The sequence below is a fragment of the Kineococcus lubricus genome (assembly GCF_050871965.1).
GTDB lineage: Bacteria > Actinomycetota > Actinomycetes > Actinomycetales > Kineococcaceae > Kineococcus.
Genome location: NZ_JBJLSK010000013.1, coordinates 55,671 through 81,884 on the forward strand (window position 1 = coordinate 55,671; position 26,214 = coordinate 81,884).

At 74.9% G+C, this 26,214-nt stretch carries 24 protein-coding genes; 12 read left to right on the forward strand and 12 right to left on the reverse strand.

Annotated elements, in window-relative coordinates:
- Window positions 1-26: 26 nt before the first annotated feature.
- The 5 genes from ACRYRX_RS11570 (at window position 27) to ACRYRX_RS11590 (ending at window position 5,379) form a co-directional block, all read left to right on the forward strand.
- Complete coding sequence (locus tag ACRYRX_RS11570; protein ID WP_432512077.1) at window positions 27-437, forward strand: hypothetical protein; 411 nt, start codon at window positions 27-29, stop codon at window positions 435-437.
- Window positions 434-1,933, forward strand: a complete 1,500-nt coding sequence (locus ACRYRX_RS11575; protein WP_432512078.1) for a sensor histidine kinase — start codon at window positions 434-436, stop codon at window positions 1,931-1,933. The genes ACRYRX_RS11570 and ACRYRX_RS11575 overlap by 4 nt, the downstream gene beginning before the upstream one ends.
- Window positions 1,930-2,595, forward strand: coding sequence for a response regulator transcription factor (locus ACRYRX_RS11580; RefSeq protein ID WP_432512079.1), 666 nt, complete (start codon window positions 1,930-1,932; stop codon window positions 2,593-2,595). The genes ACRYRX_RS11575 and ACRYRX_RS11580 overlap by 4 nt, the downstream gene beginning before the upstream one ends.
- Before the next feature lie 77 nt (window positions 2,596-2,672).
- Window positions 2,673-3,110, forward strand: coding sequence for a thioredoxin (gene trxA / locus ACRYRX_RS11585; protein ID WP_432512080.1), 438 nt, complete (start codon window positions 2,673-2,675; stop codon window positions 3,108-3,110).
- A gap of 79 nt (window positions 3,111-3,189) precedes the next feature.
- Complete coding sequence (locus tag ACRYRX_RS11590; RefSeq protein WP_432512081.1) at window positions 3,190-5,379, forward strand: ATP-binding SpoIIE family protein phosphatase; 2,190 nt, start codon at window positions 3,190-3,192, stop codon at window positions 5,377-5,379.
- Here the strand turns inward: ACRYRX_RS11590 and ACRYRX_RS11595 are convergent.
- The 4 genes from ACRYRX_RS11595 to ACRYRX_RS11610 form a co-directional block, all read right to left on the reverse strand.
- The gene (locus ACRYRX_RS11595; protein WP_432512082.1) at window positions 5,357-6,733 is read right to left on the reverse strand and encodes an MFS transporter; all 1,377 of its coding nucleotides are present in this window, start codon (window positions 6,731-6,733) and stop codon (window positions 5,357-5,359) included. The two genes, ACRYRX_RS11590 and ACRYRX_RS11595, sit on opposite strands and share 23 nt — an antisense overlap.
- A gap of 90 nt (window positions 6,734-6,823) precedes the next feature.
- Window positions 6,824-8,275, reverse strand: coding sequence for an APC family permease (locus tag ACRYRX_RS11600; protein ID WP_432512162.1), 1,452 nt, complete (start codon window positions 8,273-8,275; stop codon window positions 6,824-6,826).
- A 59-nt stretch (window positions 8,276-8,334) separates the two neighbouring features.
- Complete coding sequence (locus ACRYRX_RS11605) at window positions 8,335-9,201, reverse strand: universal stress protein (protein WP_432512083.1); 867 nt, start codon at window positions 9,199-9,201, stop codon at window positions 8,335-8,337.
- A complete protein-coding gene (locus ACRYRX_RS11610; RefSeq protein WP_432512084.1) occupies window positions 9,198-10,559 on the reverse strand; it encodes a flavin monoamine oxidase family protein in 1,362 nt (453 codons plus the stop codon). Before ACRYRX_RS11610 ends, ACRYRX_RS11605 begins: the two co-directional genes overlap by 4 nt.
- 95 nt (window positions 10,560-10,654) lie before the next feature.
- On the opposite strand from ACRYRX_RS11610, the gene ACRYRX_RS11615 reads away from it, so the two are divergent.
- Window positions 10,655-11,314 (forward strand): TetR/AcrR family transcriptional regulator, encoded by a 660-nt coding sequence (locus ACRYRX_RS11615; protein WP_432512085.1) that lies wholly within the window; start codon window positions 10,655-10,657, stop codon window positions 11,312-11,314.
- Window positions 11,315-11,339: 25 nt separating this feature from the next.
- Here ACRYRX_RS11615 and ACRYRX_RS11620 read toward each other — a convergent pair whose 3' ends face one another.
- Entirely contained in the window at window positions 11,340-11,477 is a 138-nt protein-coding gene (locus tag ACRYRX_RS11620) for a hypothetical protein (protein WP_432512086.1), read from the reverse strand.
- A 204-nt stretch (window positions 11,478-11,681) separates the two neighbouring features.
- Between ACRYRX_RS11620 and ACRYRX_RS11625 the strand changes: the two genes are divergently transcribed.
- Window positions 11,682-13,355, forward strand: coding sequence for a thiamine pyrophosphate-dependent enzyme (locus ACRYRX_RS11625; RefSeq protein ID WP_432512163.1), 1,674 nt, complete (start codon window positions 11,682-11,684; stop codon window positions 13,353-13,355).
- Window positions 13,356-13,445: 90 nt separating this feature from the next.
- On the forward strand, window positions 13,446-13,901 hold the full coding sequence (locus ACRYRX_RS11630; protein WP_432512087.1) for a SigE family RNA polymerase sigma factor: 456 nt from the start codon (window positions 13,446-13,448) through the stop codon (window positions 13,899-13,901).
- Here ACRYRX_RS11630 and ACRYRX_RS11635 read toward each other — a convergent pair.
- From ACRYRX_RS11635 to ACRYRX_RS11645, 3 genes are read right to left on the reverse strand one after another with little or no spacing between them, the layout of a single operon-like run.
- Window positions 13,898-14,776, reverse strand: coding sequence for a nucleoside hydrolase (locus tag ACRYRX_RS11635; protein ID WP_432512088.1), 879 nt, complete (start codon window positions 14,774-14,776; stop codon window positions 13,898-13,900). The genes ACRYRX_RS11630 and ACRYRX_RS11635 overlap by 4 nt on opposite strands.
- A gap of 50 nt (window positions 14,777-14,826) precedes the next feature.
- Entirely contained in the window at window positions 14,827-16,071 is a 1,245-nt protein-coding gene (locus tag ACRYRX_RS11640) for a family 1 glycosylhydrolase (protein ID WP_432512089.1), read from the reverse strand.
- A 28-nt stretch (window positions 16,072-16,099) separates the two neighbouring features.
- Entirely contained in the window at window positions 16,100-17,404 is a 1,305-nt protein-coding gene (locus tag ACRYRX_RS11645) for an MFS transporter (RefSeq protein WP_432512090.1), read from the reverse strand.
- 136 nt (window positions 17,405-17,540) lie between these two features.
- Between ACRYRX_RS11645 and ACRYRX_RS11650 the strand changes: the two genes are divergently transcribed.
- Entirely contained in the window at window positions 17,541-18,185 is a 645-nt protein-coding gene (locus ACRYRX_RS11650) for a TetR/AcrR family transcriptional regulator (protein WP_432512091.1), read from the forward strand.
- Window positions 18,182-20,809: a glycoside hydrolase family 78 protein gene (locus tag ACRYRX_RS11655; RefSeq protein ID WP_432512092.1), complete on the forward strand. Its 2,628-nt coding sequence runs from the start codon at window positions 18,182-18,184 to the stop codon at window positions 20,807-20,809. Before ACRYRX_RS11650 ends, ACRYRX_RS11655 begins: the two co-directional genes overlap by 4 nt.
- 24 nt (window positions 20,810-20,833) lie before the next feature.
- On the opposite strand, the gene ACRYRX_RS11660 is transcribed toward ACRYRX_RS11655, so the two are convergent.
- Window positions 20,834-21,418: a TetR/AcrR family transcriptional regulator gene (locus ACRYRX_RS11660; protein ID WP_432512093.1), complete on the reverse strand. Its 585-nt coding sequence runs from the start codon at window positions 21,416-21,418 to the stop codon at window positions 20,834-20,836.
- Between the two features lie 51 nt (window positions 21,419-21,469).
- Between ACRYRX_RS11660 and ACRYRX_RS11665 the strand changes: the two genes are divergently transcribed.
- The gene (locus ACRYRX_RS11665) at window positions 21,470-21,898 is read left to right on the forward strand and encodes an organic hydroperoxide resistance protein (RefSeq protein WP_432512094.1); all 429 of its coding nucleotides are present in this window, start codon (window positions 21,470-21,472) and stop codon (window positions 21,896-21,898) included.
- A 6-nt stretch (window positions 21,899-21,904) separates the two neighbouring features.
- On the opposite strand, the gene ACRYRX_RS11670 is transcribed toward ACRYRX_RS11665, so the two are convergent.
- Complete coding sequence (locus ACRYRX_RS11670) at window positions 21,905-22,276, reverse strand: hypothetical protein (protein WP_432512095.1); 372 nt, start codon at window positions 22,274-22,276, stop codon at window positions 21,905-21,907.
- Window positions 22,277-22,594: 318 nt separating this feature from the next.
- Complete coding sequence (locus ACRYRX_RS11675; RefSeq protein WP_432512096.1) at window positions 22,595-22,765, reverse strand: hypothetical protein; 171 nt, start codon at window positions 22,763-22,765, stop codon at window positions 22,595-22,597.
- A gap of 250 nt (window positions 22,766-23,015) precedes the next feature.
- Between ACRYRX_RS11675 and ACRYRX_RS11680 the strand changes: the two genes are divergently transcribed.
- The gene (locus ACRYRX_RS11680) at window positions 23,016-24,506 is read left to right on the forward strand and encodes a gamma-aminobutyraldehyde dehydrogenase (protein WP_432512097.1); all 1,491 of its coding nucleotides are present in this window, start codon (window positions 23,016-23,018) and stop codon (window positions 24,504-24,506) included.
- 171 nt (window positions 24,507-24,677) lie between these two features.
- Here ACRYRX_RS11680 and ACRYRX_RS11685 read toward each other — a convergent pair whose 3' ends face one another.
- The gene (locus tag ACRYRX_RS11685; RefSeq protein WP_432512098.1) at window positions 24,678-26,072 is read right to left on the reverse strand and encodes an NAD(P)/FAD-dependent oxidoreductase; all 1,395 of its coding nucleotides are present in this window, start codon (window positions 26,070-26,072) and stop codon (window positions 24,678-24,680) included.
- Between the last annotated feature and the right edge of the window lie 142 nt (window positions 26,073-26,214).

Below are 26,214 nucleotides of genomic sequence, written 5' to 3' on the forward strand. Positions count from 1 at the left end.
CCCCGGCCGGCGGTGACACTGGGGCCGTGCGAACTCCCGTGGCCGTGGGCCTGCTCGGTGTCGGCGCCGTGGGCGTCCTGTCCCTGGGGTTGTCGATGGCGTGGGCCGACGAACCCGGCGCGGACTCCGGCGGTCCGGTGGTGGCCTCCGCCCCCGCCGCGTCCTCCGCGCCCCCCGCAGCGCCCCCCGCAGCGCCCCCCGCAGCACCCCCCGCAGCGCCCCCCGCAGCCCCGCCGGCCGACACCGCCGCTCCCCCGCCGCCGGCACCCCCGCCCGCCCCCGGCGCCCTCGTCGACGTCCCGCCCGCCGGGGCCGTCCAGCTCGACTCCGACGACTCCGACGACCTCGACGGGGACCCGGGCGACGACGACGAGGACGGGGACGACGGGGACGACGGGGACGGGGACGGGGACGACTCCGGCGACGACGACGAGTGATCCGCCCGCGCCGTCCCCGCCTGCTGCGCACGGTCCGCGCCAAGGTCCTCATCGCGGTGCTGGCCGCCGCGGGCCTGGGCCTGGGCCTCACCGGCACCGTCTCGGTCGTGGTGCAGCGCGGCACGACCGACGAACGGGTCGACGCCTCCATCAGCCAGGAGATCGAGGAGCTGCGCGCCTTCGCCGCCGCCGGGATCGACCCGCGGACCGGGCGCCCCTTCACCTCCGTCGCCGACCTGCTGCGCGCCAAGATCGAGAGCGACCTCTCCGACGAGCACGAGACGGCGCTCGGCATCGTCGTCGGCGGGCCCACGTACGCCTCCGCGGTCCGCCCGTTCGAGCTGAACACCGCCGAGGTCCGGGCCGTCGCCGCGCGGCTGACCCCCGACTCACCGGTGACGACCACGACCGTGACGACCTCCGCGGGCCGGATCGTCCTGAGCGCGGTCCCGGTCACGGTGGCCCCCACCGACCCCGCGCAGCCGGCGCACGGCGTCTACGTCGTGGGGCACGAACTGGTCCCCGAGTACGCCGTCGTGGAGGACAACACCCGCAACTTCGCCGTGACCGCGGTCGGGGCGCTGCTGCTCGTCGCGGCCGTCGGGTACCTCGTCATCGTCCGGCTGCTGCGTCCGCTGGACCACCTGCACGCGGCGGCGACGGGCGTCGGCGCCGACGACCTCTCCCACCGCGTCCCCGTCCACGGCGACGACGACGTCGCCGACCTCGCGCGGGGTTTCAACGGCATGCTGGAACGCCTGGAGAGCTCCTTCGAGACGCAACGGCAGTTCCTCGACGACGCCGGGCACGAACTGCGCACGCCGCTGACGATCGTGCAGGGGCACCTGGAACTCCTGGACCCCGCCGACCCCGCCGACGTGGAGGAGACCCGCGCCCTCGTGCTGGACGAGCTGGCGCGCATGACCCGTCTCGTCGACGACCTCACCCTGCTCGCCAAAGCCCGCCGGCCCGACTTCGTGCGCCCCGGCCAGCTGGAGGCCGGGCGGTTGCTGGACGACGTGCTCGACAAGGTCGTACCGCTGGGCGAGCGTCGCTGGCGCATCGACGGACGTGCCGAGGCCACCGTCGTGGGCGACTCCCAGCGGCTCACCCAGGCTCTGCTGCAACTGGTCTCGAACGCCGTGAAGTTCACCCGGGACGGTGACCTGGTCGCGCTGGGCAGTTCAGTCGACGGGACCCACCTGCGGTTCCACGTGCGCGACGACGGCCCCGGGATCGAACCGGGCGACCTGGACCGCATCTTCGAGCGCTTCGGCCGGGCCGCGACCGGCCGCGGGGTCGAGGGTTCCGGGCTGGGCCTGTCGATCGTCACCGCGATCGCCGAGGCGCACGGCGGCCGGGTCGAGGTGCTCTCCACCCCCGGCGTCGGCTCGACGTTCACCCTCGTCCTGCCGCTGCACCCGGCCCAGACCGCCCCGTCCGCCCCACCCGCGGGGACCCGCCCCGTGCCCGTCGGCCCTCAGGGAGAACCGTGACCAGCATCCTGATCGCCGAGGACGAGGCCCGCATCGCGGCGTTCGTCGAGAAGGGCCTGCGCGCCGGCGGCTACGCGACGACCATCGCGACCGACGGCCGGACGGCGCTGGGCCTGGCCTCCACCGGCCTGTTCGACCTCCTGGTCCTCGACATCGGCCTGCCCGGCCTCGACGGGTTCACGGTGCTGCGCCGGTTGCGGGCGGACAAGCACACGCTGCCGGTCGTGATCCTCACCGCCCGCGACGCCGTGGACGACACCGTCGCCGGGCTGGAGGGCGGCGCGGACGACTACGTCACCAAACCGTTCCGGTTCGCCGAGCTGCTGGCGCGCATCCGGTTGCGCCTGCGCGACGACCGGGCGACCGAGGTCACGGTGCTCACCGCCGGGGAGCTCCAGCTGGACCTGCTGACCCGGACCGCGGCCGTCGCGGGCCGCTCCGTCGCGCTGTCGAGCCGCGAGTTCTCCCTCGCCGAGGCGTTCCTGCGCCACCCCGGCCAGGTCCTGTCCCGCGAGCAGCTGCTCAGCTCGGTGTGGGGCTACGACTTCGACCCCGGCTCCAACGTCGTCGACGTGTACGTCCGGTACCTGCGCAGGAAGCTCGGCGCCGGCCGCTTCGAGACGGTCCGCGGCATGGGCTACCGGCTCGTCAGCGCGGGCTGAGCGGCGGGCCGAGCGGCGGGCCGGGCGCGGGCACCGGGTGCGGGAAGGTCTGCGGGCCCGCCGTGGTTGGGGGGTGCATGAGCACTCAGGCCATGACCCTGGAGACGCACGACGAGACCGTGAAGGACGGCATCGTCCTCATCGACTTCTGGGCCGACTGGTGCGGCCCGTGCAAGCAGTTCGCGCCCGTGTTCGAGCAGGCGTCGAACACGCACGAGGACATCACGTTCACGAAGGTGGACACCGAGGAGCAGCAGCAGCTCGCGGCCCGCTACGGGATCACCTCGATCCCCACGCTGGTGGCCTACCGCGACGGCATCCCCGTCTTCGGCCAGCCCGGCGCCCTGCCCGGCCCGGCCCTGGAGCAGCTCATCGAGCAGGTCCGCGCCCTGGACATGGACCAGGTGAAGGAGCAGTACGCGCAGGCGCTCGCGGCCGAGCAGGCCAAGCAGCAGGCCCAGCAGGCGCCGCAGCGCCAGGGCGTGCGCGCCGGGACCGACCCCGCCGCGTTCTGAGTCCCGCCGCCGGGCCCCCGTCCGGCGGACGGGGGCCCGCGCGCGCCCGGGGAGACACCGGGGGCCGCGCGGTGATTCGATGAGGTCGCTGCCGATCCCGGAGTCGCTCGTGGACGACCTGTCCCCCTCCCCGCCGCTGGCCATGGACGCCGTCTTCGACGCCCTGCCGACGGCGTACCTGCTGCTGCTCCCGGACTTCACGGTCGCCGGCGTCAACGACGAGTTCCTGGCGGTGGTGGGCCGTCGCCGCGAGGAGCTGCTGGGCCGGGACGGCTTCGACGTCTTCCCCACCTCCCCGGACGTGCTGTTCGAGGGCCGGAACCTGCTGCGGGAGCTGTTCGAGCGGGTCCTGCGGCACCACCGCACCGAGGTGGTGCCGCTGCTGCGGTACGACGTGGCTCCCGCCGAGGACGGTGTCCCGGAGGAGCGGTGGTGGTCGCTGCGGGTGTCGCCGATGGTCCAGGGCGACCGCGCGACGCTGCTGATGATGCACGTCGAGGAGGTCACCGCGTACGTCCGCGACCACCGGCCGGACGACTCCGCGGACCCCCGGCTGGAGGGGACGTTGTGGTCGCGGTTGCAGCTGGGGAGGGTCGCGCAGCTCGACCAGGTCCGCGCCTCGCACCGGGCCAGCGCGCTGGCCGAGACGGCGCTGCGGCTGGCCTCGGTCCGCACGCTGAGCGACGTCGTCCGGACGGTGGCCGGGCACGGCCTCGCCGCGATCGGCGCGGACGGCGCGGGCATCGCCGTGCCCGCCGGGGGCGGCTGGCGGCTCGTCATCAGCAGCGGGTTCAGCGACGCCCACCGCCACCGGTGGCAGACCCTCCCCCACGACTCCCCGCTGCCGGTCTGCCACAGCGCCCGGACGGGGGAACGGGTCCTGCTGCCGGACGCGGCGGCCACCGACGCCTACCACCCCGAGATGGCCCGGGTGCGGGCCGACAACGGCCGGCGGGCGTGGGCGACGCTGCCGCTGCTGGTGGGGGGCGAGGTGATCGGCGGGCTGGCCGCGGCCTGGAGCGAGGACCACGCGTTCTCGGTGGAGGAGCTGGAGCTGCTCGACGGCTGCGCGGCCCAGTGCGCGCAGGCGCTGGAGCGGATCACGCGCGAGCGGTCCGCCGCGGAGGAGGTCCACTCGGTGCGGCGGATGGCCGAGACGCTGCAGCGCAGCCTGCTGACGCGCCCCCCGGTGCGCGAGGGCCTGCAGCTGGCGGTGCGCTACCTGCCCGCGGCCCGGGGTGCGGAGGTCGGCGGGGACTGGTTCGACGCCTTCGCGACCCGCTCGGGGGCCACCGTCCTGGTCGTCGGCGACGTCGTCGGGCACGACCAGGTCGCCGCGGCCGCCATGGGGCAGGTGCGGAACATGGTGCGGGGCATCGCCTTCGACGGCGACGACCGGCCCGCGACGCTGCTGACCCGGCTCGACCAGGCGATGTCGGGCCTGGGTCTGGAGGCCCTGGCCACCGCCGTGCTCGCCGTCGTCGACCCGCCGATGCCGGGGCTGACCGCCCGCCGGGTGCGGTGGTCCAGCGCCGGGCACCTGCCGCCGCTGCTGCGCCGCGCGGGCGGGCGGGTGGAGGTCCTCGACGCCGGCGAGGACCTGATGCTGGGGGTCGACGCGGCGAGCCAGCGCCACGAGCACGTCGTGGACCTCGACGCCGGGGACGGGCTGGTGCTGTACACCGACGGTCTGGTGGAGCGGCGCGGTCAGCACCTCGACGACGGGATCGGGTCGATCCGGGCGGCGCTGCAGGGCCGCGACACCCGCTCGGCCGCGGCGTGGGCGGACGCGCTGCTGGCCACGGTGCGGGCCGGTGGCGTCGCCGACGACACCGCCCTGCTGGTGCTGCAGCTGGACCCCGACGCCGCGCCCGCGCGGCCCACGTCGCAGGAGTCCACCGTGGAGCTGGTGCTGCCGGCCGACCCCCGTGCGGTGCGCGACGCCCGGCGGGCGGCGCAACGCTGCTGCACCCGCAACGGCCTGGACGACGACACCACCGAGACGGCCGTGCTGCTGACCAGCGAACTGGTCACGAACGCCATCGTGCACGGCCGCAGCGACGCGCGGCTGCGCGTGGTGGTGGACCCCTCCTCGGTGTACGTCGAGGTCGCCGACGACAACGACCGGGTGCCGGTGCTGCAGACCCACGACGACGAGGCCCTCTCGGGCCGCGGGGTGTCGCTGCTGGAGACCGCCGCCTCGCGCTGGGGCGTGGCCGAGGCCGACATCGGCAAGGTCGTCTGGTTCACCCTCGACCGGACGCGCTGACCGGTGCGGGTTCGGCGCGGGCGGCCGAGGCGGCCAGCGCCCGGTACTGCGGGCTGAGCAGTGCCACCGCCGTCGCCACCACCCCGGTGAGGCCGGTGACGACGAAGACGAGGGCGATGGCCCGGGTCTGGCCCGTCCCGAACCAGCCGCCGATCGCGGCGGCGGCGGCCCCGTCGGTCATGGACGGCACGACGGCGAACTGGGTGAGCGGCCCCAGCAGGAACGCCGTGAGCGGGGCCGCGGACTGCTCGACGCTCTGCGCGAACCCGAACACCCGCCCCTGCCGCTCGTAGGGGACGACCCGTTGCAGGACGGTCTGCTCGGCCGCCTCCGCGAAGGGCATGAGCAGCATGAAGACCGCCATGGCGGCGGTCAGGGTGAGGACGGAGTGCGCCAGCGGGAACAGCGCCGTCGCCGCCCAGGAGGCCAGGTTCACCAGCAGCAGCAGCCGCACCGGCCGGGTCCCCAGCCCCAGGCGCGCCACGAGCAGACCGCCGACGATCATCAGGGCGCTGAGCCCGCCCCACAGCAGACCCCACGCCCGCACCGACACCAGCGAGAGCCCGTAGGCGTCCATGAGCGCCATGAAGCCGCCGCCGATGAGGTTGTTGAAGCAGGTGAACGCGATGAGCGGCACCAGGCCCGGGACGCCGCGGACCAGCCGCCACGTGCCGCGCAGGTCGACCCCGCCCGGCGACTGCGCGGTGGGCACCGGCAGCGCCTCGGGGACCGCGACCCGCGCCAGGTGCAGCACCGAGCCCGCGAGGACGGCCAGCGCGAGCAGCAGCACGTGCAGCATGCCGCCGGAGGCGACGAGCACCCCGCTGATCACGGAGGTCACGAGCATCGAGGTCCCCGACACGGTGCCGACGAGGCCGTTCGCGCGGTCGCGCAGGTGCTCGGGGACCAGCAGCGTCACCAGCGTCGGCAGCGCGATCCCCCGCGGGTTCCCGGCCACCACGCCGGCCATCAGCAGGACGACGAACAGCCACAGCCGCAGGCTCCCGGCGTCGGTGAACTCCTCGGCCGGGGTCAGCAGGAGCACCGCGAGGCAGACGCCGTAGAGGGCGGCCGAGACCGCCGCCGAGGCCTGCAGGACGGTGCGCTTGCGGTGGTTGTCGACGAGGCTGCCGAACCAGATGCCGGTCGCGGCGGTCGCCACGACGAAGACGCCGGCGATCATCCCGGTGGCGAACACCGACCGGGTCTGGAGGAAGACCCAGAACGTGACGGCGAACCAGACCGTGTAGTTGACGACGCTGACGACGGCGGCGTCGACGAGCAGGTGCGCGAACACCCGCTGCGTGCCCGACCGCAGGTCGAGGCGGGGCGGGGGGACCTGGGGGACGGGCACGGGCGTTCCTCCCTCGGCGGGGTCGGGTCGGTGGTGGTGACCCGGCCCCGCCGCGGAAGTCATCGGCGGTGCCCGCCGCGACCGCCGGGGTCAGGCGTCGGTGGTGCTGCGCCCGCGCGGGATCGACTCCCCGCGGAAGAACCCCGGCCGGCGCAGGAACTGCACGACCATGACGACGACGCCGAGGGCGAGGACGCCGACGCCGAGCAGGAACACCAGCCCGATCCCGCCGACCTGCGAACCGGACCCGTAGTCGGGGTCCATCGAGTCCACCGCGGTCTGCACGAAGAACACCAGCAGGAGGATCCCCCCGACGAGCGGGGCCAGGCAGCGGGACAGGAACGCCGAGGCGCTGCCGTACCAGGAACCCCGGAAGTACCAGACGCAGGCCAGCGCCGTGATGCCGTAGTAGAAGCAGACCATCATGCTCAGGCCCGCGATGGTGTCCGACAGGACGTCCTCGGACAGCACGCGCATGACCACGTAGAACACGGAGGCGATGACGCCGGCGACGACCGTGGCGTACCCCGGGGACTGGAACCGCGGGCTGACCTTCGCGTACTTCGCCGGCAGCGCGCCGTAGTGCCCCATCGCGAGCATGGTGCGGGCCGGGGACAGGAACGTCGACTGCAGCGACGCGGCCGAGGAGGACAGCACGGACAGGGACATGAGGATCGCGAACGGTCCCATGACGGGGCCGGCGAGGGCGACGAAGATGTTCTCCTGGATGTCCTCGTTGCCCAGGCCGAGGCCCTCGGTGCCGGTGCCGGAGTAGGACAGCACGGCCAGCGCCAGCGCCAGGTAGAGCACGACGATGGCCAGGACGGTCGCCACCGCGGCCCGGCCGGGGGTGGTGCGCTCGCCCTGCGTCTCCTCGTTCATGGTCAGGACGACGTCCCAGCCCCAGTAGATGAACACCGACAGCGCGACGCCCGCGGCGAAGGAGGAGAACGAGTCGACGCCGAACGGGTTGAACCACTCCGGGTCGATGCTCAGCCCGCCGGGGGCGGTCCCGGCGGAGACGTGCGCGAACGCGGCGACGGCGAACCAGACGAGCACGAGGACCTGGAAGGCGACGAGGACGTACTGGACGACCTTGGTGGCCTCCAGGCCGCGGTAGGCGATCCAGCAGGCCAGCGCCATGAACACCAGGCAGGTCGCGACGTTGAGGGGAACGTTGCGGGTCAGGTCGGCGAGGGAGTCGTCGCCGGTGAGCTGGGCCAGCATGAGGTAGAGGAAGTCGACGGCGACACCGGCGAGGTTGGACAGCACGAGGATCGTCGCGGCGAGCAGCCCCCAGCCGCCCATCCACCCGATCCAGGGCCCGAACGCGCGCGAACCCCAGGTGAAGGTGGTGCCGGCGTCGGGCATGGCCGAGTTCAGCGCCCGGTACCCGATGGCGACGAGCAGCATGGGCACGAAACCCACGACGAAGATGGCGGGCAGGTGCTCGCCGACCGCGGAGGCGGTGGGGCCCAGCGCACCGGTGAGGGTGTAGGCGGGGGCGATGGTCGAGATGCCGATGACGACGGCGCCGAGCATCCCGACGCGCCCGCCGCCGAGCCCCTTGGTCCGCTGGGACTCCTGCTCGGGTGCGGCGGTCACCGGGCGTCCCGCTGCTGGGAGTGGCGGGGCACGACGACGACGGGCACCGGGACGTGCCGCAGGATGCGGGCCGCGGTGGGCCCGAGGAACGTCTGCCGCCCCTGGGCGAGCCGGGCGGACCCGACGATCAGCAGGCCGCCGGCGGCCCAGTCGATGGAACTCACTGCTTCAGCCATGGTGCGTCCTCGCCCCACTTCCACGCTCACCTGTGCCGGTGCGGCGTTCGCCCGGATCTCCTCGACCAGGGCCTGGACCCGGGTCACCGCGTCGGGGTCGACCCGGGCGCGGTCCTCACGTTCGACGTCGTGCTCGACGAGGCTGACGACGTGCAGCGGCAGTCCCGTCCGCACGGCAGCTTCCCACGCCTCCTCCAGGACGGCGGTGGCTCCCGGACGGGTGCCGACGGCCACGTACAGCGCCTCGACGCCGGCGCGCGGTTCGCGGCGCGGGACGAGGACGACGGGGACGGGGCTGGCGTGCAGCAGGGTCCGGGCGACCGGCCCGACGCCGAGGCCGCTGGCGGCGCCGACGACGACGGCGGCCGCCCCGGTCTCGGCGGCGGCCTCGAGCAGGCCCTCGGGCACCGAGGCGGCGGTGCGGACGTCGGCGCGGGCCTCGACGGGGGGCCCGTCGCCGTCGCGCAGGAGGGCGAGGGCGTCCTGCGCCCAGCCGCGCGCCTGCTCGGTGATGACGCCGGTGATGTCGCCGACGGGCGGGTAGGGCCCGGCGAAGGGGTCGTCGCTGCGGACGACGACCACGACGTCGAGGGCGACGTCGAGGGAACGGGCGAAGGTCCGGGCCCACTGGAGGGTCTCGGGTTCGCCGTCGTAGGCGACGACGTACCGTCGTCGGTCGGCGCTCACGCGAGGGCCAGGTGGACGTCGCGGGCGGCGTCGCGCCCGGAGCGCAGGGCGCCGTCGACGTGCTGGTAGCCCTCGGCGGCCAGGTCCGAGCAGGCCCAGTGGATGCGCCCGACGGGGGTGCGCTGGTCGGCGCCGTAGCGGGCCAGGCCGCCGAGGTCGAAGCTGGCGGCGTAGGCGCCGCGGGTCCACTCCTCGCTGCCCCAGTCCGACTCGTAGTAGGCGATCGGTTCGAGGGCCCGCTCGCCGAGGAACTCCGCGATCGAGCCGAGGATCGCCGCGCGGCGCTCGGCCTCGGGCAGCGCGAACACCGCGTCGGCCTTCTCGTCGGCCACGAACGCCACGAGGGTCCCGCGGTCGTCGCCGTGGATGGTGTTGTCGTACACCTCCTGCACGAGCGTGGAGGTCCCGAAGCAGGTGCCCGACAGGCCGTCCTCGCGCCAGAACGGGGTGGGGTAGGTGGCGTGGACCTTGATGACCAGCCCCATCGACAGGTGCTGGTGCATCTGGTGCTGGCGGCGCGGCAGCGGCGGGTCGTAGCTGATGCGGGAGAACAGCGGCGGCGGGACGGCCACGACGACCCGCTGGGCGCGGACGGTCACCCGGTCGGACTCCACGACCACCCCGTCGGCGGTCTGCCGGATCGTGCGGACGGGGGTGGACAGGTGGACGCGGTCGCCGAGCTCGGCGGCCAGGGCCTGCGAGACGGACTGCATCCCGCCGACGACGCGGCGGTCGAGGATGAAGCACTCGTCGGTGAGGTTCGTGAAGGAACCCGCCGAGGCGGCCATGAGCACGGCCTGCAGGGTGGAGAAGGCGTGCGCGGGCTTGGTGAGCATGGCCCCGGCGATGAACAGGGCGATCGCGGTGCACGCCTCCTCGTCGTCGGACTGGCGCCGCAGCCAGTCCCGGAAGGAGGTCGTGTCGAGCTCGCGGGCGCGGGGGTGGGCCCAGGGTTCGGTGGCGCCGACGGCGGCGACGAGGTCGTCCATCATCTCCGTCAGGCGGGTGATCTCCTTGGCGGTGGAGTCCGGGACGGGGAACGTCTCGCCGAGGTACCGGGCGCGGGCGCCGTCGGAACCGATGAACACCGACTCCCCCTCGCGGTAGCGGGGGTAGGTGCTCATCCCGAGCTCGTCGAGCAGGCCGAGCAGCTCGGTCTGGTCCGGGGAGACCCACTGGCCGCCGATCTCGAGGGTGACGCCGTCGACCTCCTCGGTCCAGGTGCGGCCCCCGACGCGGTCGCGGGCCTCGAGGACGACGACGTCGTGGCCGGCGCGGGTCAGGTGCCGGGCGGCGTTGAGGCCGGCGGGCCCGGCCCCGACGACGACCACGTCGGCGGTGGTTTCGGTGGAGTTCACAGGCCCTCCAGGGTCCTCGTCGACTCGCTAAGTGATGGGGCTTCATTAACGGCCCGGGGACCACCGCTGTCAAGGGAGTGCGTCAGGATGACCCGGTGCCCGCACCCCCCGCCCAGCCCGCCCGCCGAGGTCGCGGCCGCCCCCCGCGCCCGGTGCTGACCGCGGAGGGGATCACCGCCGAGGCCGTGCGGCTGCTGGAGGAGCGGGGCCAGGACGGGCTGACGATGGCGGCCCTGGCCCGCCGCCTCGGGGTGGCCCCCAGCGCCCTGTACAACCACGTCGCGACGAAGGCCGACGTGCTGCGGGCTGTGCAGGACGACGTGAACCGCCGGATCGACTGCTCGGGGTTCGCCGACCTGCCGTGGGACGAGGCGCTGGCCCGCTGGGCGCGCTCCTACCGCGACGCCTACGCGCGCCACCCGGCGCTCGTCCCGGTCATGGCGGTCACTCCCGTGGAGAGCGCACCGCACACCGTCGCGATGTACGAGCAGGTGTGCGCCGGGCTGCTGGCCGGCGGGTGGCCCCCGCACCTGGTGACCAACGTCGTGGTCGCGGTGGAGTCGTTCGTGCTCGGCTCCGCGCTCGACACCCAGGCGCCCACCGGGATCTTCGACCCGGGGCGGCTGCCCGCCCCGGCGTTGCGCGCCGCGACCGCGGCCCGGCCCGGCGGGGACACCGCGCGGGCGGCGTTCGACCTCGGGCTCGACGCCCTGCTGGCGGGCCTGCGCGCGCTGCGCGCCGGCGCCCCCGGCTGACGGCGCGCCGGGCCGCGGCCGGGGGTCAGTCGGTCTCCGGGCAGCGGCAGTAGAAGCACTCCCCCTCGCACGTCTCGTCCGGGTCGGGGCGCACCGCGTGGTGGGTGGGGACCTGCGCGGTCCGCTCCAGGGCCGGTGCCGTCGTCTGCACGGTGGCGAACATGGATCCAGCGTGCCCCCGACCGGGCCCCGGCGGGCGCGGACGCGCCGGACGTCCCGCGAACGGTCGCACGTCCTCCACCGCGCACCCCCCGCGCCGCGAAGAACGGGAGATCTTCACGACACGGCAAGGTGGGGCGAACATCGAGGCACGGACCCCGGGCGCGGGGGCCGGCGTTCACCAGCTTCCCGGAACGTGACCCACCTTCTGACGGAGTTCCCCCAGCCCCCGGGCACCGCCCGCCCACCCGTCCCCCGGACGGCCGGGCACGTCGTCGTCGAGGCCCTGGCGGCGCACGGCGTGGAACGGGTGCACGTCGTGCCCGGCGAGAGCTACCTCGACGTCCTCGACGGGCTGGTCGACTCCGGCATCGAGACGATCGTGACGCGCCACGAGGGCGGCGCCGCCCACATGGCCGAGGCCGAGGGCAAGGTGCACCGCCGGCCCGGGATCGCCGTGGTCACCCGCGGCCCGGGGGCCGCGAACGCCCACGTCGGCCTGCACACCGCCTGGCAGGACTCCACGCCGATGGTGCTGTTCGTCGGGCTCATCCCCTTCGACCACCGGGACCGGGAGGCGTTCCAGGAGTTCGACATCAAGGGGTGGTTCGACACCGGCGCGAAGCGGGTCACGGTGCTCGACGACGCCGAACGCGCCTCCGAGATCGTGGCCGAGGCAATGTTCGCGGCCAGCAGCGGCCGCCCGGGCCCGGTCGTCGTCGGCCTGCCCGAGGACGTGCTGCGCCACGAGGTCCGCACCCCGGCGCACCCGCCGATCCCCGTCGCGACCGGTGGCATGACCGCCCGCGACGTGGAGGCGCTGACTCGGGCCCTGGCCGGGGCGGTGAAACCGCTGTTCGTCACCGGCGGCAACGACTGGACACCCGCTGCGGCGCAGCAGCTCACGCGCTGGCTGGAGAAGCACCGCATCCCCGCGGTCGCGGAGTGGCGCACCGAGGGCACCGTCCCGTTCGACTCCCCCAGCCACGTCGGGCCCATCGGGTACGGGCGGCCGAAACCCACCTACGACCTGCTCGAGGAGACCGACCTCCTCGTCTTCGTCGGCACGGTCCCCGGCGACACCCTCACCGACGGCTTCCTGGTGCGGCAGGACTGGTCGCGCAAGAACTTCCTCGTCACGATGGACCCCTCGCTGCGCGGTCGCAGCGGGGCGGTGTCGTACCAGGTCGTCGCCGAGCCCGACGTCTTCGTGCGCGACCTCGTCGGCATCGACCTGGCCGTCCGCCCCGAGTGGACCGCCTGGACCGAGCGGATGCGCGGCGAGCAGGAGGCCTTCGCGGCGCTGCCGCCGGCGACCCCGGCGGACGGCCCGGCGCGGGTGGACACCCTCATGGCGCACCTCGTGCCCGGGCTGCCCCGCGACGCGGTCGTGACCTCCGGCGCCGGGGAGCACACCAACTGGGTGCACCGGTACTTCCCGACGGCGGGTTTCGCCTCGATGCTCAGCGCCCGCAACGGGTCGATGGGGTACTCCGTCCCCTCGGCCGTCGCCGCGTCGCTGTCCCACCCCGGGCGCCGGGTCGTCACGGTGGCGGGGGACGGGGAGTTCCTGATGGACGGGCAGGAACTGGCGACCGCCGCGCAGTACGGCGCGACCCCGCTCGTCGTGGTCGTCGACAACGGCGAGTACGGCACGATCCGCACCCACCAGGAACGCCACCACCCCGGCCGCGTCAGCGGCACTCAGCTGAAGAACCCCGACTTCGCGCTCATGGCCCGGGCGTTCGGCGGGTTCGGCGTGCGGGCCGAACGCGACGTGGAGGTGCCCGGCGCCCTGGCCGCCGCGCTGCGCGCCATCGACGAGGACGGGACCTTCGCCCTCGTCCACCTCGTCGTCGAGCAGCGCACCCGCGCGTACTGAGCCCGCCCCCGGCCCGTCTCCCGGCGGGTGCCAGGCTGGTCCTGGCAGGGGCACGACGGCGCGGGGCGGGCGGCCCTACCGTCGGCCGCGATGATCACGTTCGAGGACTTCGTCGCGGCCCGGGGCGCTGCCCTGCAACGCCTCGCGCGCGGGCTGCTGCCCCCGGCCGACGCCGAGGCCGCCGTGCAGGACGTGCTGGCGCGGGCGTCGCTGCGCTGGGGGCGGCTGGGCCGGGCCGGGGACCCGACGCCGCTGGTGCAGCGGATGCTCGTGGAGGCGGGCACCTCCTGGCGGTGGCGGGTCCGGCGCGCGGCCCCCTCCCCCGGCGCGGACGGCGGCGTGCTCGCCCGGTTGCGGTCCCTGCCCGCACCGCAGCGCGCCGTCCTGGCGCTGCGGTACCTCGGTGACGACCTCGGCGACCTGGACGACGAGCGCGTCGCCGACGTCCTGGACCGCACCCCGGCCGCGGTCCGCCGCGACGCCGGGCGCGGGCTCGCCGCGCTGCACCGGGAACCGGCGACCGGGGCGCCGAGCCGGACGGCCTAACGCGCCCGGCGCGCTTCGTGCAGGCGCAGCCTGGCGAGCATGTCGCCGATCACGAGCCGGGCGTCGACCCGGGTGTGGACGCGCCGCGGTCCCCGCCCGGGCGTCGCCTCGGCCGCCTCGAAACCGGTGGCCCCGTCGTCGAGCCCGGTCACCAGGAGGGGGACGCTGTCGCCGAGGGGCCAGACGCTGGGCACGTGCAGGAAGTCGGGCATCGACGCGGCCAGGTCGACGAAGCGTTCCCACAACCACCGGCCCACCGCCCCGCTGCCGGCGAGGTCGTGCTCCAGCTCGGCGACCGAGCACCCGCACTGGCGGTAGGTCTCCAGCGGGAACTGCCAGACCGGGAGCTCGGGGTGCTCCAGGACGAACCGCGCGGACTCCGGGTCGGTGTCGCGGTTGTACTCCCCCGCCGCGGGGTCGAGGGAACCCCCCACCCAGACGAGGGTGAGCCGGCCGGCGGTGTCGGGGGCCTGCTCCAGCGCCTGGGCCACGTTGGTGAGCGGACCGGCGCACACCAGCAGCAGCGGCAGGTCGTCCTCGCGCCGGGCCTCGGCGACGATCGCGTCCGCCGCCGCCGACGCGGTGTCCCCCGCGCCCCGGGCGTGGTCGCACCCGGCGGCGACGGGCACGGCGGTCCCCGGGCCCACCACGTCGAGGAGTTCACGCGCCATCCGGGCCCCGTCGGCGGCCCGCGCCACCGGCGAGCCGAACATCGGGTGCAGGAACGAACTGGTGATCAGCACGACCCGGTTGGCCGGGGACAGCAGGTGGTGGGCCAGGCCGACCAGCCCGTCGGGGTCCCCGGAGAAGTCGTTGTCGACGATCACCCGGCACCGGGGCGAGACGGGGAACGGGGACGGGGTGGGCGGGTTCACGGGACGGTTCCTCCAGCGGTGGTTCTCGGACGGTGGACGGACCGGACGCGTCAGCCCACGGCCAGGGGGCGGTAGCTCGCGACGGCATCGGCGTAGGCGGCGGCGCTGGGCTTGGGGGTCCGCGCGAACGTCCGCCGGTCCACCGCGACCAGACCGAGTTTCGGGCCGTACCCGAAGATCCACTCGAAGTTGTCCAGGAGGGTCCAGTGGCAGTACCCGAGGACGGGGGTCCCGGCCGCGAGTTCCCTCCCGAGCTCGGCGAGGGCCGCGGGGACGAACGCGACGCGCAGGGCGTCGTCGTCGGTCTGCAGCCCGTGCTCGGTGACGAGCACGGGGACGCCGGAGACCTGGTGGGCGTACCGGACGGCCCCGGCCAGGGACGCGGGTTCGACGACGGTCCCCATGCCGTTGCGGGGTCCGTCGGGCAGGACCTCCCCGTCGGGGCCGTGCACGACGCGCTCGTAGTTCTGGACGCCGATGAAGTCGTCCTCGCGCGCCACCCGCAGCCAGTGGTCGTAGACCGCGGCGCGCCGGGCGTCGCGCCGTCCCTCGCCCCCGGGCAGCGCCACGTCGTCGGCGATCGCGATGGACACGCCCACGGGCAGGTCGGCCCGCCGCGCCTTGACCGCGGCTCGCGCCGTGCGGTGCGCCGCGGTCATCGCGCCCTGGAACTCGTCCTGGACGTCGGCGGGGATGACGTTGGAGGAGTAGTAGCGCCCGGTCCCCGCCGCGCGGGCCGCGGCGGCCAGCATGTCGCGCTTGAGCTGCTCGGCCTGCGGCGGGAGCTTCCCCCCGGCCTGCAGCAGCTGCTCCAGGTTCGGCTCGTTGAGCGTGACGGCGGCGGTGATCCGGTCGCCGAGGCGGGCGGTGACGCGGTCGCACTGCTCGGCGAACAGTTCGGCCGCGCCGTCGCCCAGCCAGGACCCCGCCGCGGCGAACCAGTGCGGGGCGGTGAAGTGGTTGAAGGTGACCAGGGGCGCCAGGCCGCGTTCGAGGCACCCGTCGACGACGCGTTCGTAGTGGTCCAGCGCCGAGGGGTCGACCTGCCCGCGCACCGGTTCGACGCGCGCCCACTCCACCGAGAAGCGGTAGGAGTTCAGGCCCATCCCCGCGACGAGGTCGAGGTCCTGCTCCCACAGCCGCAGGGTCCGGCAGGCCGGGCCGCTGGGTTCGGCGAACAGCGTGGGTTCGGTGTTCTCGAGGAACCACGTGTCGCTGTGCACGTTGTCGCCCTCGCCCTGGTGCCCGGCGGTGGCCACGCCCCAGAGGAAGTCGTCGGGGAACGGGTGGTTCACGGGGATTCTCCTGCGTGTCGGGTGGGTTTCAGCGGGCGCTGCGGACGAACTGGATGAGGAATCCGCCCACGACGGCGCACAGCGCGCCGGCCAGGAACAGGGCGGAGTAGTTGTCCCCGCCGCCCAGGGCCAGCAGGGCGGGGGCGGCGGCGGAGACGAACGCCACCGGCAGGTTGTCGGCCACCTTGATGAGGGCGAGGTCCTTGGCCGGGTTCTCCGGGTCGGGCAGGACCTGCGTGGCCAGGGTCAGCTCGACGGCGAAGTAGACCCCCTGACCGAGGGCGACCACGGCACCGCCGACGAGGTAGGCGGGGAAACTGGTGGCCGTCGAGGCCAGGACGAGGCCGGCGGCCAGGATGATCGCGGCGACGAGGATGAACGGCTTGCGCACGCCGAGGCGGTCGCTGAGCTTGCCGATGGCCGGGGCGACCAGCAGGGAGATCCCGCAGTTGACGACGACGGTCAGCAGGATCGCCCCGCTGAGCTGGGCCGGTTCCAGCCCGACCCGCCGCAGCAGGTAGAAGACCTGGTAGCCGTTGAGGGCCGCGACGCCGGAGAACACCAGCAGGCGGCTGCTGAACACGAAGGCGAAGTCGGGGAAGCGCAGCGGGTTGACCCAGAAGATGCCGACGACCTCGCGCCACCGCAGCGGCGTGCGCGGCCGGGTGGAGCGTTCCTCGCGCAGGACCGCGGTGAGGGCGAGCAGGCCGAGCACGGCGATGGCGGTGGGCAGGGCGACCATCGGGGCGAGGTCGGCACCGAAGGGCGTCGTGACGCCCATGCCGACCAGGGCGCCCAGGGCGGTGGACAGGCTGAGGAACGCGGCGGTCGGGCCGCGGCGGTCCGCCGGCAGCCGGTCGGCCAGCAACGCGATCGTCGTGACCCCGGCGGTGGTGAACCCGAGGGTGATGAGCAGGTGGGCCAGGACGAACACCGCGGGGTGGGTCGCGGTGACGAGCAGCGTCCCGCCGAGGGCGAACGCGGCGGCGGCGGCGACGAGGTAGGGGCGGCGGCGGCCGAACCGGGACCGCGAGCGGTCGCTGAGGGCGCCCACGGTCGGCAGGGCGAGCACGGTGAAGACGGCCGCGAGGGCGCTGGACAGGGAGTAGATCGTGGTGGCGCTGTCGCCGAAGACGGTGGCCTTGAGCTGGAAGGTGAGCAGGGCGCCGGACATCTGGGCCGCGCCGGCGCCGACGGCGGCGATCACCAGCAGCGGGACGAAACCGCGCGGGAGCGGTTCGGCCGGCCGGCCGGGCTGCGGCGCGGGGTGGATCGCGGGAGCGCTGTCGGAGGTGGGTGCGGCCGGGGTGGCGGCGTCGAGGGGCAGGTCCATGAGGTTCCTCGCCAGGTGGGACCGCTCGGGCGGTCGGTGTCGACGTTGACGGCCCCGTGTTCGGGGGGTGGCAGGACCGTAGAGCGAAAACATCGAGTGGTCAAGGTTTTCGTCACCCGCCTGCTAGCGTGCGGCCATGGCCGGACCCCGGGGCGAGTACCGCAAGAGCGCGGAACGGCGCAGCCAGATCCTCGAGGCGGCCTTCGCCGTCTTCGCCCGCAGCGGCTACACGAGCAGTTCGGTCAGCGAGATCGCCCGCGCGGTGGGCATGACCCAGACCGGTGTCCTGCACCACTTCTCCGGCGGAAAGATCGCCCTGCTGCGGGCCGTGCTGGAGCGGCGCGACGCCCGCGCCGAGCAGCTCCTCGCGGGGCGCTCGGGTCGCGACGTCCTGACCGGACTGCTGGAGATCTCCCGGACCCAGGTCGTCCAGCGGGGCGCCGTGCAGCTGTACACGGTCCTCGCCGCGGAGGCGACCGACCCCGACCACCCGGCCCACGACTACTTCGCGAAGCGCTTCGAGCGCATCGCGGACGCCGTGACCGCGGCGCTCGCCGAGGTCGACGCGGCCGGTGGTCTGCGCGAGGGCGTCGACCCCCGGCGGGCGACGATGCACCTCCTCGCACTGACCGAGGGCCTGCAGCTGCTGTGGCTCAACGGCCTCGACGTCGACCTCGTCGGCGACGTCCACCGCTACCTGAACACCCTCCTGCGCACCCCCCTCGAACTCCCCGACCCGCCGCCCGCGCCGGCGGCCCCCACCCCTCCTGGAGCCCCGTGAGCACCACCGTCCGCCCGGTCACCGTCGAGCACCACCGCGAGCCGCTCGGGATCGGCCAGGCCGAACCCCGCCTGTCCTGGGTCGTCGACACCGACGTCCCCGGCTGGGTGCAGCGCGCCCACGAGCTCGAGGTCCACGACCCCGACGGTCCCGACGCCCCCTGGCGCACGGGTCGCGTGGACGGCGACGTGCAGGTGCTCGTGCCCTGGCCGGCAGCCGCCCTGGGCAGCCGCGAGCGCCGCACCGTCCGGGTGCGGGTGTGGGGCGGCAGCGGCGGGCCGTCGGGGTGGAGCGCGCCGACGCTGCTGGAGACCGGGCTGCTGGACGCGGACCTGTGGACGTCCCGGATGGTCTCCCCCGCCCGTCCCGCCACCGGCGACGACGGCGAGCCCGCGGTCCTGCTGCGCGGGGAGGCGGACCTGCCCGGCGGGATCGTGCGCGCGCGGGTCCGGGCCACCGCCCACGGCGTGATGACGTTGCACCTCAACGGTTCCCCGGTCGGGGAGGACGTCCTGCACCCCGGCTGGACCAGCTACTCGAACCGGCTGCGCTACCGCACCTGGGACGTGACCGACCTCGTCCGGAGCGGGCGGAACGCCCTCGGCGTGCACCTGGCCGACGGCTGGTGGCGCGGCTACCTGGGTTTCGCGGGGCTGCGCGACGTCTACGGCGACGTGACGGGGGCCCTGGTCCAGCTCGAGGTCGACCACGCCGACGGGACCCGCACCGTCGTGGGCACCGACGGCACCTGGCGCTGGGCGCCCGGTCCCGTCACCCGCGCCGACCTCTACAAGGGCGAGACCTTCGACGCCCGGCGCCGCGTGCCGGGGTGGGACCTGCCGGGTTTCGACGACGCCGGCTGGGACCCCGTGGTCCCGGTGGCGCTGGACGCCTCGACGCTGGTGGCCCCCGACGGCCCGCCCGTGCGCCGCCGGGGAACCCTCGCACCGGTGTCGGTCGGCACGTCGCCGTCGGGGCGCACCCTGGTCGACTTCGGCCAGAACCTCGTCGGGCGCCTGCGCGTGCGGGTGCCGGCCGGCGAACCGGGGCAGGTGGTCACCCTGCGCCACGCGGAGGTCCTCGAGCACGGTGAGCTCGGGGTGCGGCCGTTGCGGGCGGCCCGCGCGACCGACGAGGTGGTGCTGGACGGTTCGGAGTTCACCTGGGAACCGGGGTTCACCCTGCACGGTTTCCGCTACGCGGAGGTGCAGGGCTGGCCCGGGGAGTTCCCGGCCGAGGCGGTCGAGGCCGTGGTCGTGCACAGCGACCTGCGCCGCCTCGGCGAGTTCGAGACCTCCGACCCGCTGCTGAACCGCCTGCACGAGAACGTGGTGTGGAGCACGCGCGGGAACTTCGTCGACGTCCCCACCGACTGCCCGCAGCGCGACGAGCGGCTGGGGTGGACCGGGGACCTGCAGGTCTTCGCCCCCACCGCCGCCTACCTGTACGACACCGCCGGGATGCTCACCGGCTGGCTGGCCGACCTGGCCGCCGACCAGCACGAGGACGGCAACGTCCCCGTCTACGTGCCGTGGGCCGACGTCGACCCGCACCTGCCGCCGCTGGGCGCCGAGGCCGGCTGGGGCGACGCGGCCACCGTGGTGCCGTGGACCCTGTACGAGCGCCACGGCGACGTGGGGGTCCTGCGGCGCCAGTGGGCGTCGATGACGGCGTGGGTGGACGCCTTCGCCGCGCGGGCGGGCGAGGCGCTGGACTTCGCCGGCGGCGGTTTCTCCTTCGGCGACTGGCTGGACGCCGCCGCCCCCGACGACCAGCCGTGGGCCGCGCGCCTGCCGTGGCAGGCCGTCGCCACCGCCTACCTGGCCCGCTCGGCCCGGATCGTGCGGGACGCCGCCGGGGTCCTGGGTGAGACCGGGGCGCGGGAACGGTACGGGCGGCTGGCCGAACGGGCCGCGGGACGCTTCCGCACCGAGTACGTCACCCCCAGCGGCCGGGCCGCGTTCCCCTCCCAGACCGCCTACGCCCTGGGACTGGCCTTCGACCTGCTGCACCCGGCCCAGCGCGGGCGGGCCGGGGAACTGCTGGCCGAGCAGGTGGCCGCGGACGGGTACCACGTGGGGTCGGGTTTCCTCGGCACCCCTCTGGTCTGCGACGCGCTGGCCGACACCGGCCACGCCGCCACCGCCTGGGAACTGCTGCTGCAGCGGGAGTGCCCGTCGTGGCTGTACCCGGTGACGATGGGCGCCACGACGATCTGGGAGCGCTGGAACTCCCTGCTGCCCGACGGTTCGGTCAACCCGGGCACGATGACGTCCTTCAACCACTACGCCCTGGGGGCCGTCGCGGACTTCCTGCACCGGCGCGTGGGCGGCCTGGCCCCCGCGGCGCCCGGGTACCGCCGGCTGCGCATCGCCCCGGTGCCGCACCCGGCGCTGACGTGGGCGCGGACCGCGCACGAGACGCCGTACGGCCGGGCGGCCGTGGCGTGGGAGCTCGACGGGGACGACCTGGCGCTGGAGGTCACCGTCCCGCCGTCCACCGAGGCCGAGGTGCACCTGCCCGACGGGTCCGCCCCCCGCACCGTCGCCGCCGGGACCCACCGGTTCACGTGCACGGTGACCCGGGGCCGGGCCGCCCAGGCGCCCGCCGCGTTCGCCCCCTGACCGCGGGAGCCTGATCCCGTCGGCTCAGCCCCCGGTGGTGGTCAGCCGCAGGACGTGGTCCACCACCTCGGCGCGGGAGGCGGCGTCGACGGCGGCGTCCCCCAGGGTCAGCGCCCGCAGCAGCAGCGTGCCCATGAGCAGCTCGGTGGCCTGCGCCGGGGTCGTCCGCCCGGACAGCTCCCCGCGGGCGGCGGCGCGGTGGAAGGCGTCCTCGACGACGGCGGCGCAGCGGTCGAGGTGGTCGCGGCGGAAGCGCCCGGCGACGTCCGGGGCGGCGGCCACCTCGTCGAGGCAGCGCTGCAGGACGCGCCGGCGCGCGCCGGACAGGGCCTGCGCGATGTCGGGGACGAGCACGTCGAGGTCGGCGCGCAGGGTCTCGCGCCGCGGCGGGCGCAGGTTGGCGGTCAAGGTGGCCAGGGCGTCCACCACGAGGTCCTCGGTGCGGCTCCAGCGGGCGTGGACGCCGCGCCGGTCGACGCCGGCGCGGGCGGCGACGGCCCGGGTGCTGAACCCGGTGAGGCCCTTCTCGGCGAGCTCGTCGACGGCGGCGGCCAGGACGCGCGCGTCGATGCCCGGGTCGCGGGGGCGCCCTCGCGCGTTCTCGGCCACGGGTGCACCCTATTCACGTACCACCCTGGTACACGAAAGGAAGGGTGCGCGATGACGACGATGTACGAGGCGACGGCGACGGCGTGGGGCGGCCGCGAGGGCCGGGTCAGCTCCTCCGACGACCGGCTCGACCTGAACCTGTCGATCCCCGCCGGCATGGGCGGCGACGACGGCCCCGGCACCAACCCCGAGCAGATGTTCGCCGCCGGGTACGCGGCCTGCTTCCACAGCGCCCTCAAGGCCGTCGCCCGCAGCCGGAAGCTCGACGTGAGCGAGTCCGCGGTGTCCGTCAGCGTCGCCGTCACCGGCGGCATGGCCGAGGGCATCGACCTCGCCGTCACCATCGAGGCGCACCTGCCCGGCCTGGACCCCGAGGCGGCGCAGTCCCTCCTCGACACCGCGCACCAGACCTGCCCGTACAGCCGCGCCACCCGGGGCAACGTCCAGTCGCAACTGCGGCTCGTCACCGACGAGGACTGACCGGGCTCACACCGGGGAGAGTTCCCGCGACGCGGCGGACCCTCCCCGGCTCGCGGGGAGCGCCACGGCCGGGGCCGCGGGCTCGGCGAGCAGGAGCTCGGCCAGCCCGAGCAGCGCGGGGTCGTCCGCGGACAACCCGTGCCGGTCGGCGACCGCGGAGAACAACCGCCCCAGGCCGGCCAGCAGCGTCCGCGCGTCGGGCAGGGGACGGTGGCCGGTCCCGTCGGGCGCGTCCGCGCTGCAGCGGTCCAGGTACCGCGAGACGAGGTGGTGGGTCAGTTCACCCCCGTCGTCGGTGGGGACCCCGAGCCGGGCGCGCGCGGCGCGGCGGTCGTCGTCGAGGGTGCGCAGGGGGGCGGGCGTGGCGGTGGTGTTCACGGCAGGACTCGTCTCGGCAGGAGGGGTGGGGTACGCGGAGCGCGTGGTCCGGTCCTGCACCCGTCCGTGGGCGGTGCGACGACGTCGACCCACCGGCTCAGCCTTCGACGGCCTGATCCCCGGGGAGAACCTCAACCACGCAGGGCTACTCGTACCCGGCCACCGGCGGCGGGGGACGGAGCGGTGCGTGCGGTGACGTCCACGCCTGCCTCCCCTGCCCGGTCCGATCGGTGCCCGGTAGTCAAGCAGGAGCGCCGCCGCACCCGCAACCCCTCCGCGTCCCCGCCCGGCCTCCCCCGCCGGCGGGGCGTGGACGGGTCAGTCCACGGTCCACTCCTCCCAGCGCCGCTGCGTCCAGCGCGCTGCGCGCAGTTCCTGCAGGTCGGCCTCGGTCGTGACCGAGACCCGGAGCGTGTCGGCCCCGAGGGTGACCCCCGGGTCCGCGGTGAGCTGGGGGACGTCCAGGGCGGTGCCGGCCTGGAGGGTCATGGCTGGTCCTCTCGTCGTCGGGCGAACGGCACCAGCCTCACCGTCGCCCGCGGGGAGGGGAACCCGCCGGGACGTCGAAGAACGGTCGATCTTCCGCACGGCGACAACTCGGCGGATCCTCACGACCAGGCTCGTCCGGAACTCGCCCCGCCGGCGTCCCGACCGCGCCGGGGACGTGCCGCTACCGTCACCGCACGACGTCCGTGGTCGAGCCCGATCCCCGTCCAGACCCCGCAGGAGACGCAACGCCATGACCGGCTCCCAGTTCATCGACGGCCGCCGCACCACGTCCGCCTCGGGCGAGACCCTCGACGTCCTCGACCCCTCCACCGGGGAGGTCGTCGAGACGGTCGACCTCGCGGACGGGAGCGACGTGCGCACCGCCGTCGCCGCCGCCCGGGCCGCGTTCCCGGGCTGGTCCCGCGCCACCCCCGCCGAGCGCTCGACCGTGCTGACGCGGTTCGCCGCGCTCCTGGGGGAACGGGCCGAGGAGTTCGCGCAGCTGGAGACCCGGCAGGCGGGCAAACCGATCCGGCTGACCCGCGAGTTCGACGTCCCGGGGACGATCGACAACACGGCGTTCTTCGCCGGTGCGGCGCGCAACCTGGAGGGCAAGGCCAGCGCCGAGTACTCCGGCGGCCACACCTCCTCGATCCGCCGCGAGGCGGTCGGGGTCGTCGGCTCGATCTCGCCGTGGAACTACCCGCTGCAGATGGCGGCGTGGAAGGTCCTGCCCGCCATCGCCGCGGGGAACACCGTCGTCCTCAAACCCGCCGAGATCACCCCCCTGACGACCCGCCTGTTCGCCGAGGTCGCCACCGAGGCCGGCGTCCCGGCCGGGGTCGTGAACGTGCTCACCGGTTCCGGCCCGGCGATCGGCCCGGCGCTGCTGCGCCACCCCGACGTGGACATGCTGTCCTTCACCGGGTCCACCCGCGTGGGCAGAACCGTCCTGGAGGCCGCCGCGACCACCGCCAAGCGGGTCCACCTCGAACTCGGCGGCAAGGCCCCGTTCGTGGTGTTCGACGACGCCGACCTCGAGGCCGCGATCCACGGCGCCGTCGCGGGCAGCACCATCAACGCCGGCCAGGACTGCACGGCCGCGACCCGCGCCATCGTGCACCGCTCCCTGTACCGGGACTTCCTCGACGGGGTCGCCGAGCTGTACCGGGGCATCCGCGTGGGCGCCACGCAGGACCCGGCGACCGACCTCGGGCCGCTGGTCTCCCAGCAGCACCGCGAGCACGTCAGCGGCATGGTCGAACGGGCCCGGGGGTACGCGCGGGTCGTGACCGGCGGTGCGGCACCGACCGGCGCGCAGTTCGACCGCGGGTCGTACTACCTCCCGACGCTCGTCGCCGACGCGGCCCCCGACAGCGAGATCGTCAGGGACGAGGTGTTCGGCCCTGTCCTGGCGGCCCTGCCGTTCGACTCCGACGACGAGGCGATCGACCTGGCGAACGACACCGTCTACGGCCTGGCCGCCTCGGTCTGGACGCGCGACGTGTACCGGGCGCTGCGCGCCACCGCCGAGGTGCGGGCGGGGTGCGTCTGGGTCAACGACCACGTCTCCATCGTCAGCGAGATGCCGCACGGCGGTCTCAGGCAGTCCGGTTTCGGCAAGGACATGTCCACCTACTCGTTCGACGAGTACACGGTCGTCAAGCACGTCATGTTCGACCGCACGGGGACCGCGCGCCGCGACTGGCACCGCACCGTGTTCACGGAGGCGGACCGGTGAGCTCGGGGCGCCCGGGTGCGGCTGCACGCCGTGAACACCGTCCCGGGCGGCGGCACCGGCGGGGTGGCCGGTGCACCGGCGGTGGACGTCGGGCGGGTCGTGGACCACGGCCGTCGAACGTCCCGGCGCTCACGGCGGCACCGCCGGACGGGTCGCCGGCCGGGCGCGCGGTCAGGAGTCGAACCCGACCCCGAACCGGTCCAGGGCCCGCAGCCACGGGTTGCGGCGACCGGTCGCGTCCTCGCGGGCCAGGGACCAGCGGGTGACCTGCACCCCGGCCCAGCGGACCGGCTCGGGCGGGAACGGCAGCGCCGTGCTGCGGACCAGCGGCGAGCGCGTGCGCTCGGTGTCCAGGCCGTCGAGGAGGTCCAGGCAGGCCTCGGCGGCGAACCGCGTGGAGGCGACCCCCAGGCCGGTGTGCCCCAGCGCGTAGGCGATGCGCCCGTGCGCGGCGCGGCCGTAGGTGGCGAAGAACCGCGTGCTGGTGTCGATGAGCCCGCCCCAGGCGTGGGTGAACCGCACCTCCCGCAACGTCGGGAACGTCTGCGCGAAGTGCTCGGCCAGCACCCCGAACGTCCGCGGCCGCTGGTCGAGGTCGTCGGAGATCCTGCTGCCGTAGTGGTAGACCGCGTCGTAGCCGCCCCACAGGACGCGGTCGTCGGCCGTGAGCCGGGTGTAGTGGAACTGGTTCCCCGAGTCGGTGACCCCCTCCCGGCCCGACCAGCCGATCGACTCCAGCTGCGCGGGGGTGAGGGGTTCGGTCACGAGGGCGTAGTCGTACACCGGGACGGTCGTCAGCCGCAGCCGCCGCAGCAGGGGCCGGAACCCGTTGGTGGCCAGCACCACCCCGGCCGCCTTCACGGCGGCGGTCGCCGTGGTGGCCCGCACCCCGTCGCGCACCTCCCGCAGCCCGAGCACGGGCGAGGACTCGAAGACCCGCACCCCGGCGGACTCGCAGGCCGCCAGCAGCCCCCAGGCGAGCTTGGCCGGGTTGACCAGGGCGTTGAGGCCGGGGGCGAAGGTCCCCCCGACGAACCGGGGCGAGGCCAGGCGTTTCGCCACGTCGTCGCCCGACAGGACGGTCACGTCGTGGCCGTACCGCACCTGCAGCTCCCGGGTGGCCTCCAGCAGGCGCATCTGGTGCTCGTCGGTGGCGACCGCGAGCTTGCCGGTCATCTCGAACTCGCACTCGATGCCGTGGCGGTCGAGGTCGGCGCGCAGGCCGGCGAGGTTGTTCAGGCCCAGGCGCTCGAGGTCCGCGGTGTGCCCGGGCCAGCGCGAGTGCGCGCCGCCGATCCCGTGCGTGAGGCTGGAGGAGACGAACCCCCCGTTGCGCCCGCTCGCGGCCCCGCCCACACGGCCGGCCTCGAGCAGGACGACGTCGCGGTCGGGCCGGCGTTCCTTCGCCTTCAGCGCCGTCCACAACCCCTGGTACCCGCCGCCGACGACCAGCAGGTCGGTCGAGGTGCTGCGCGCCAGCGCGGGGCGGGGCTGCGGGCGCAGCGGCGAGTCCAGCCAGAAGGGGGTGCTGCTGACCGCGTGGGGGCCGGGGCGGGTCGTCGTCATGCTGTCCTCCTCCTCGGGGGCCACCGGCGGTCCCCGCGACCGGGCTCCGGGGTGGCTCGGGCGCGGTGAGACTCACCACGCCATCACGATGCGGCAAGTGAACACCGGAAGTCCTTGCGTTGTCGACAGAAGATCTGCACCA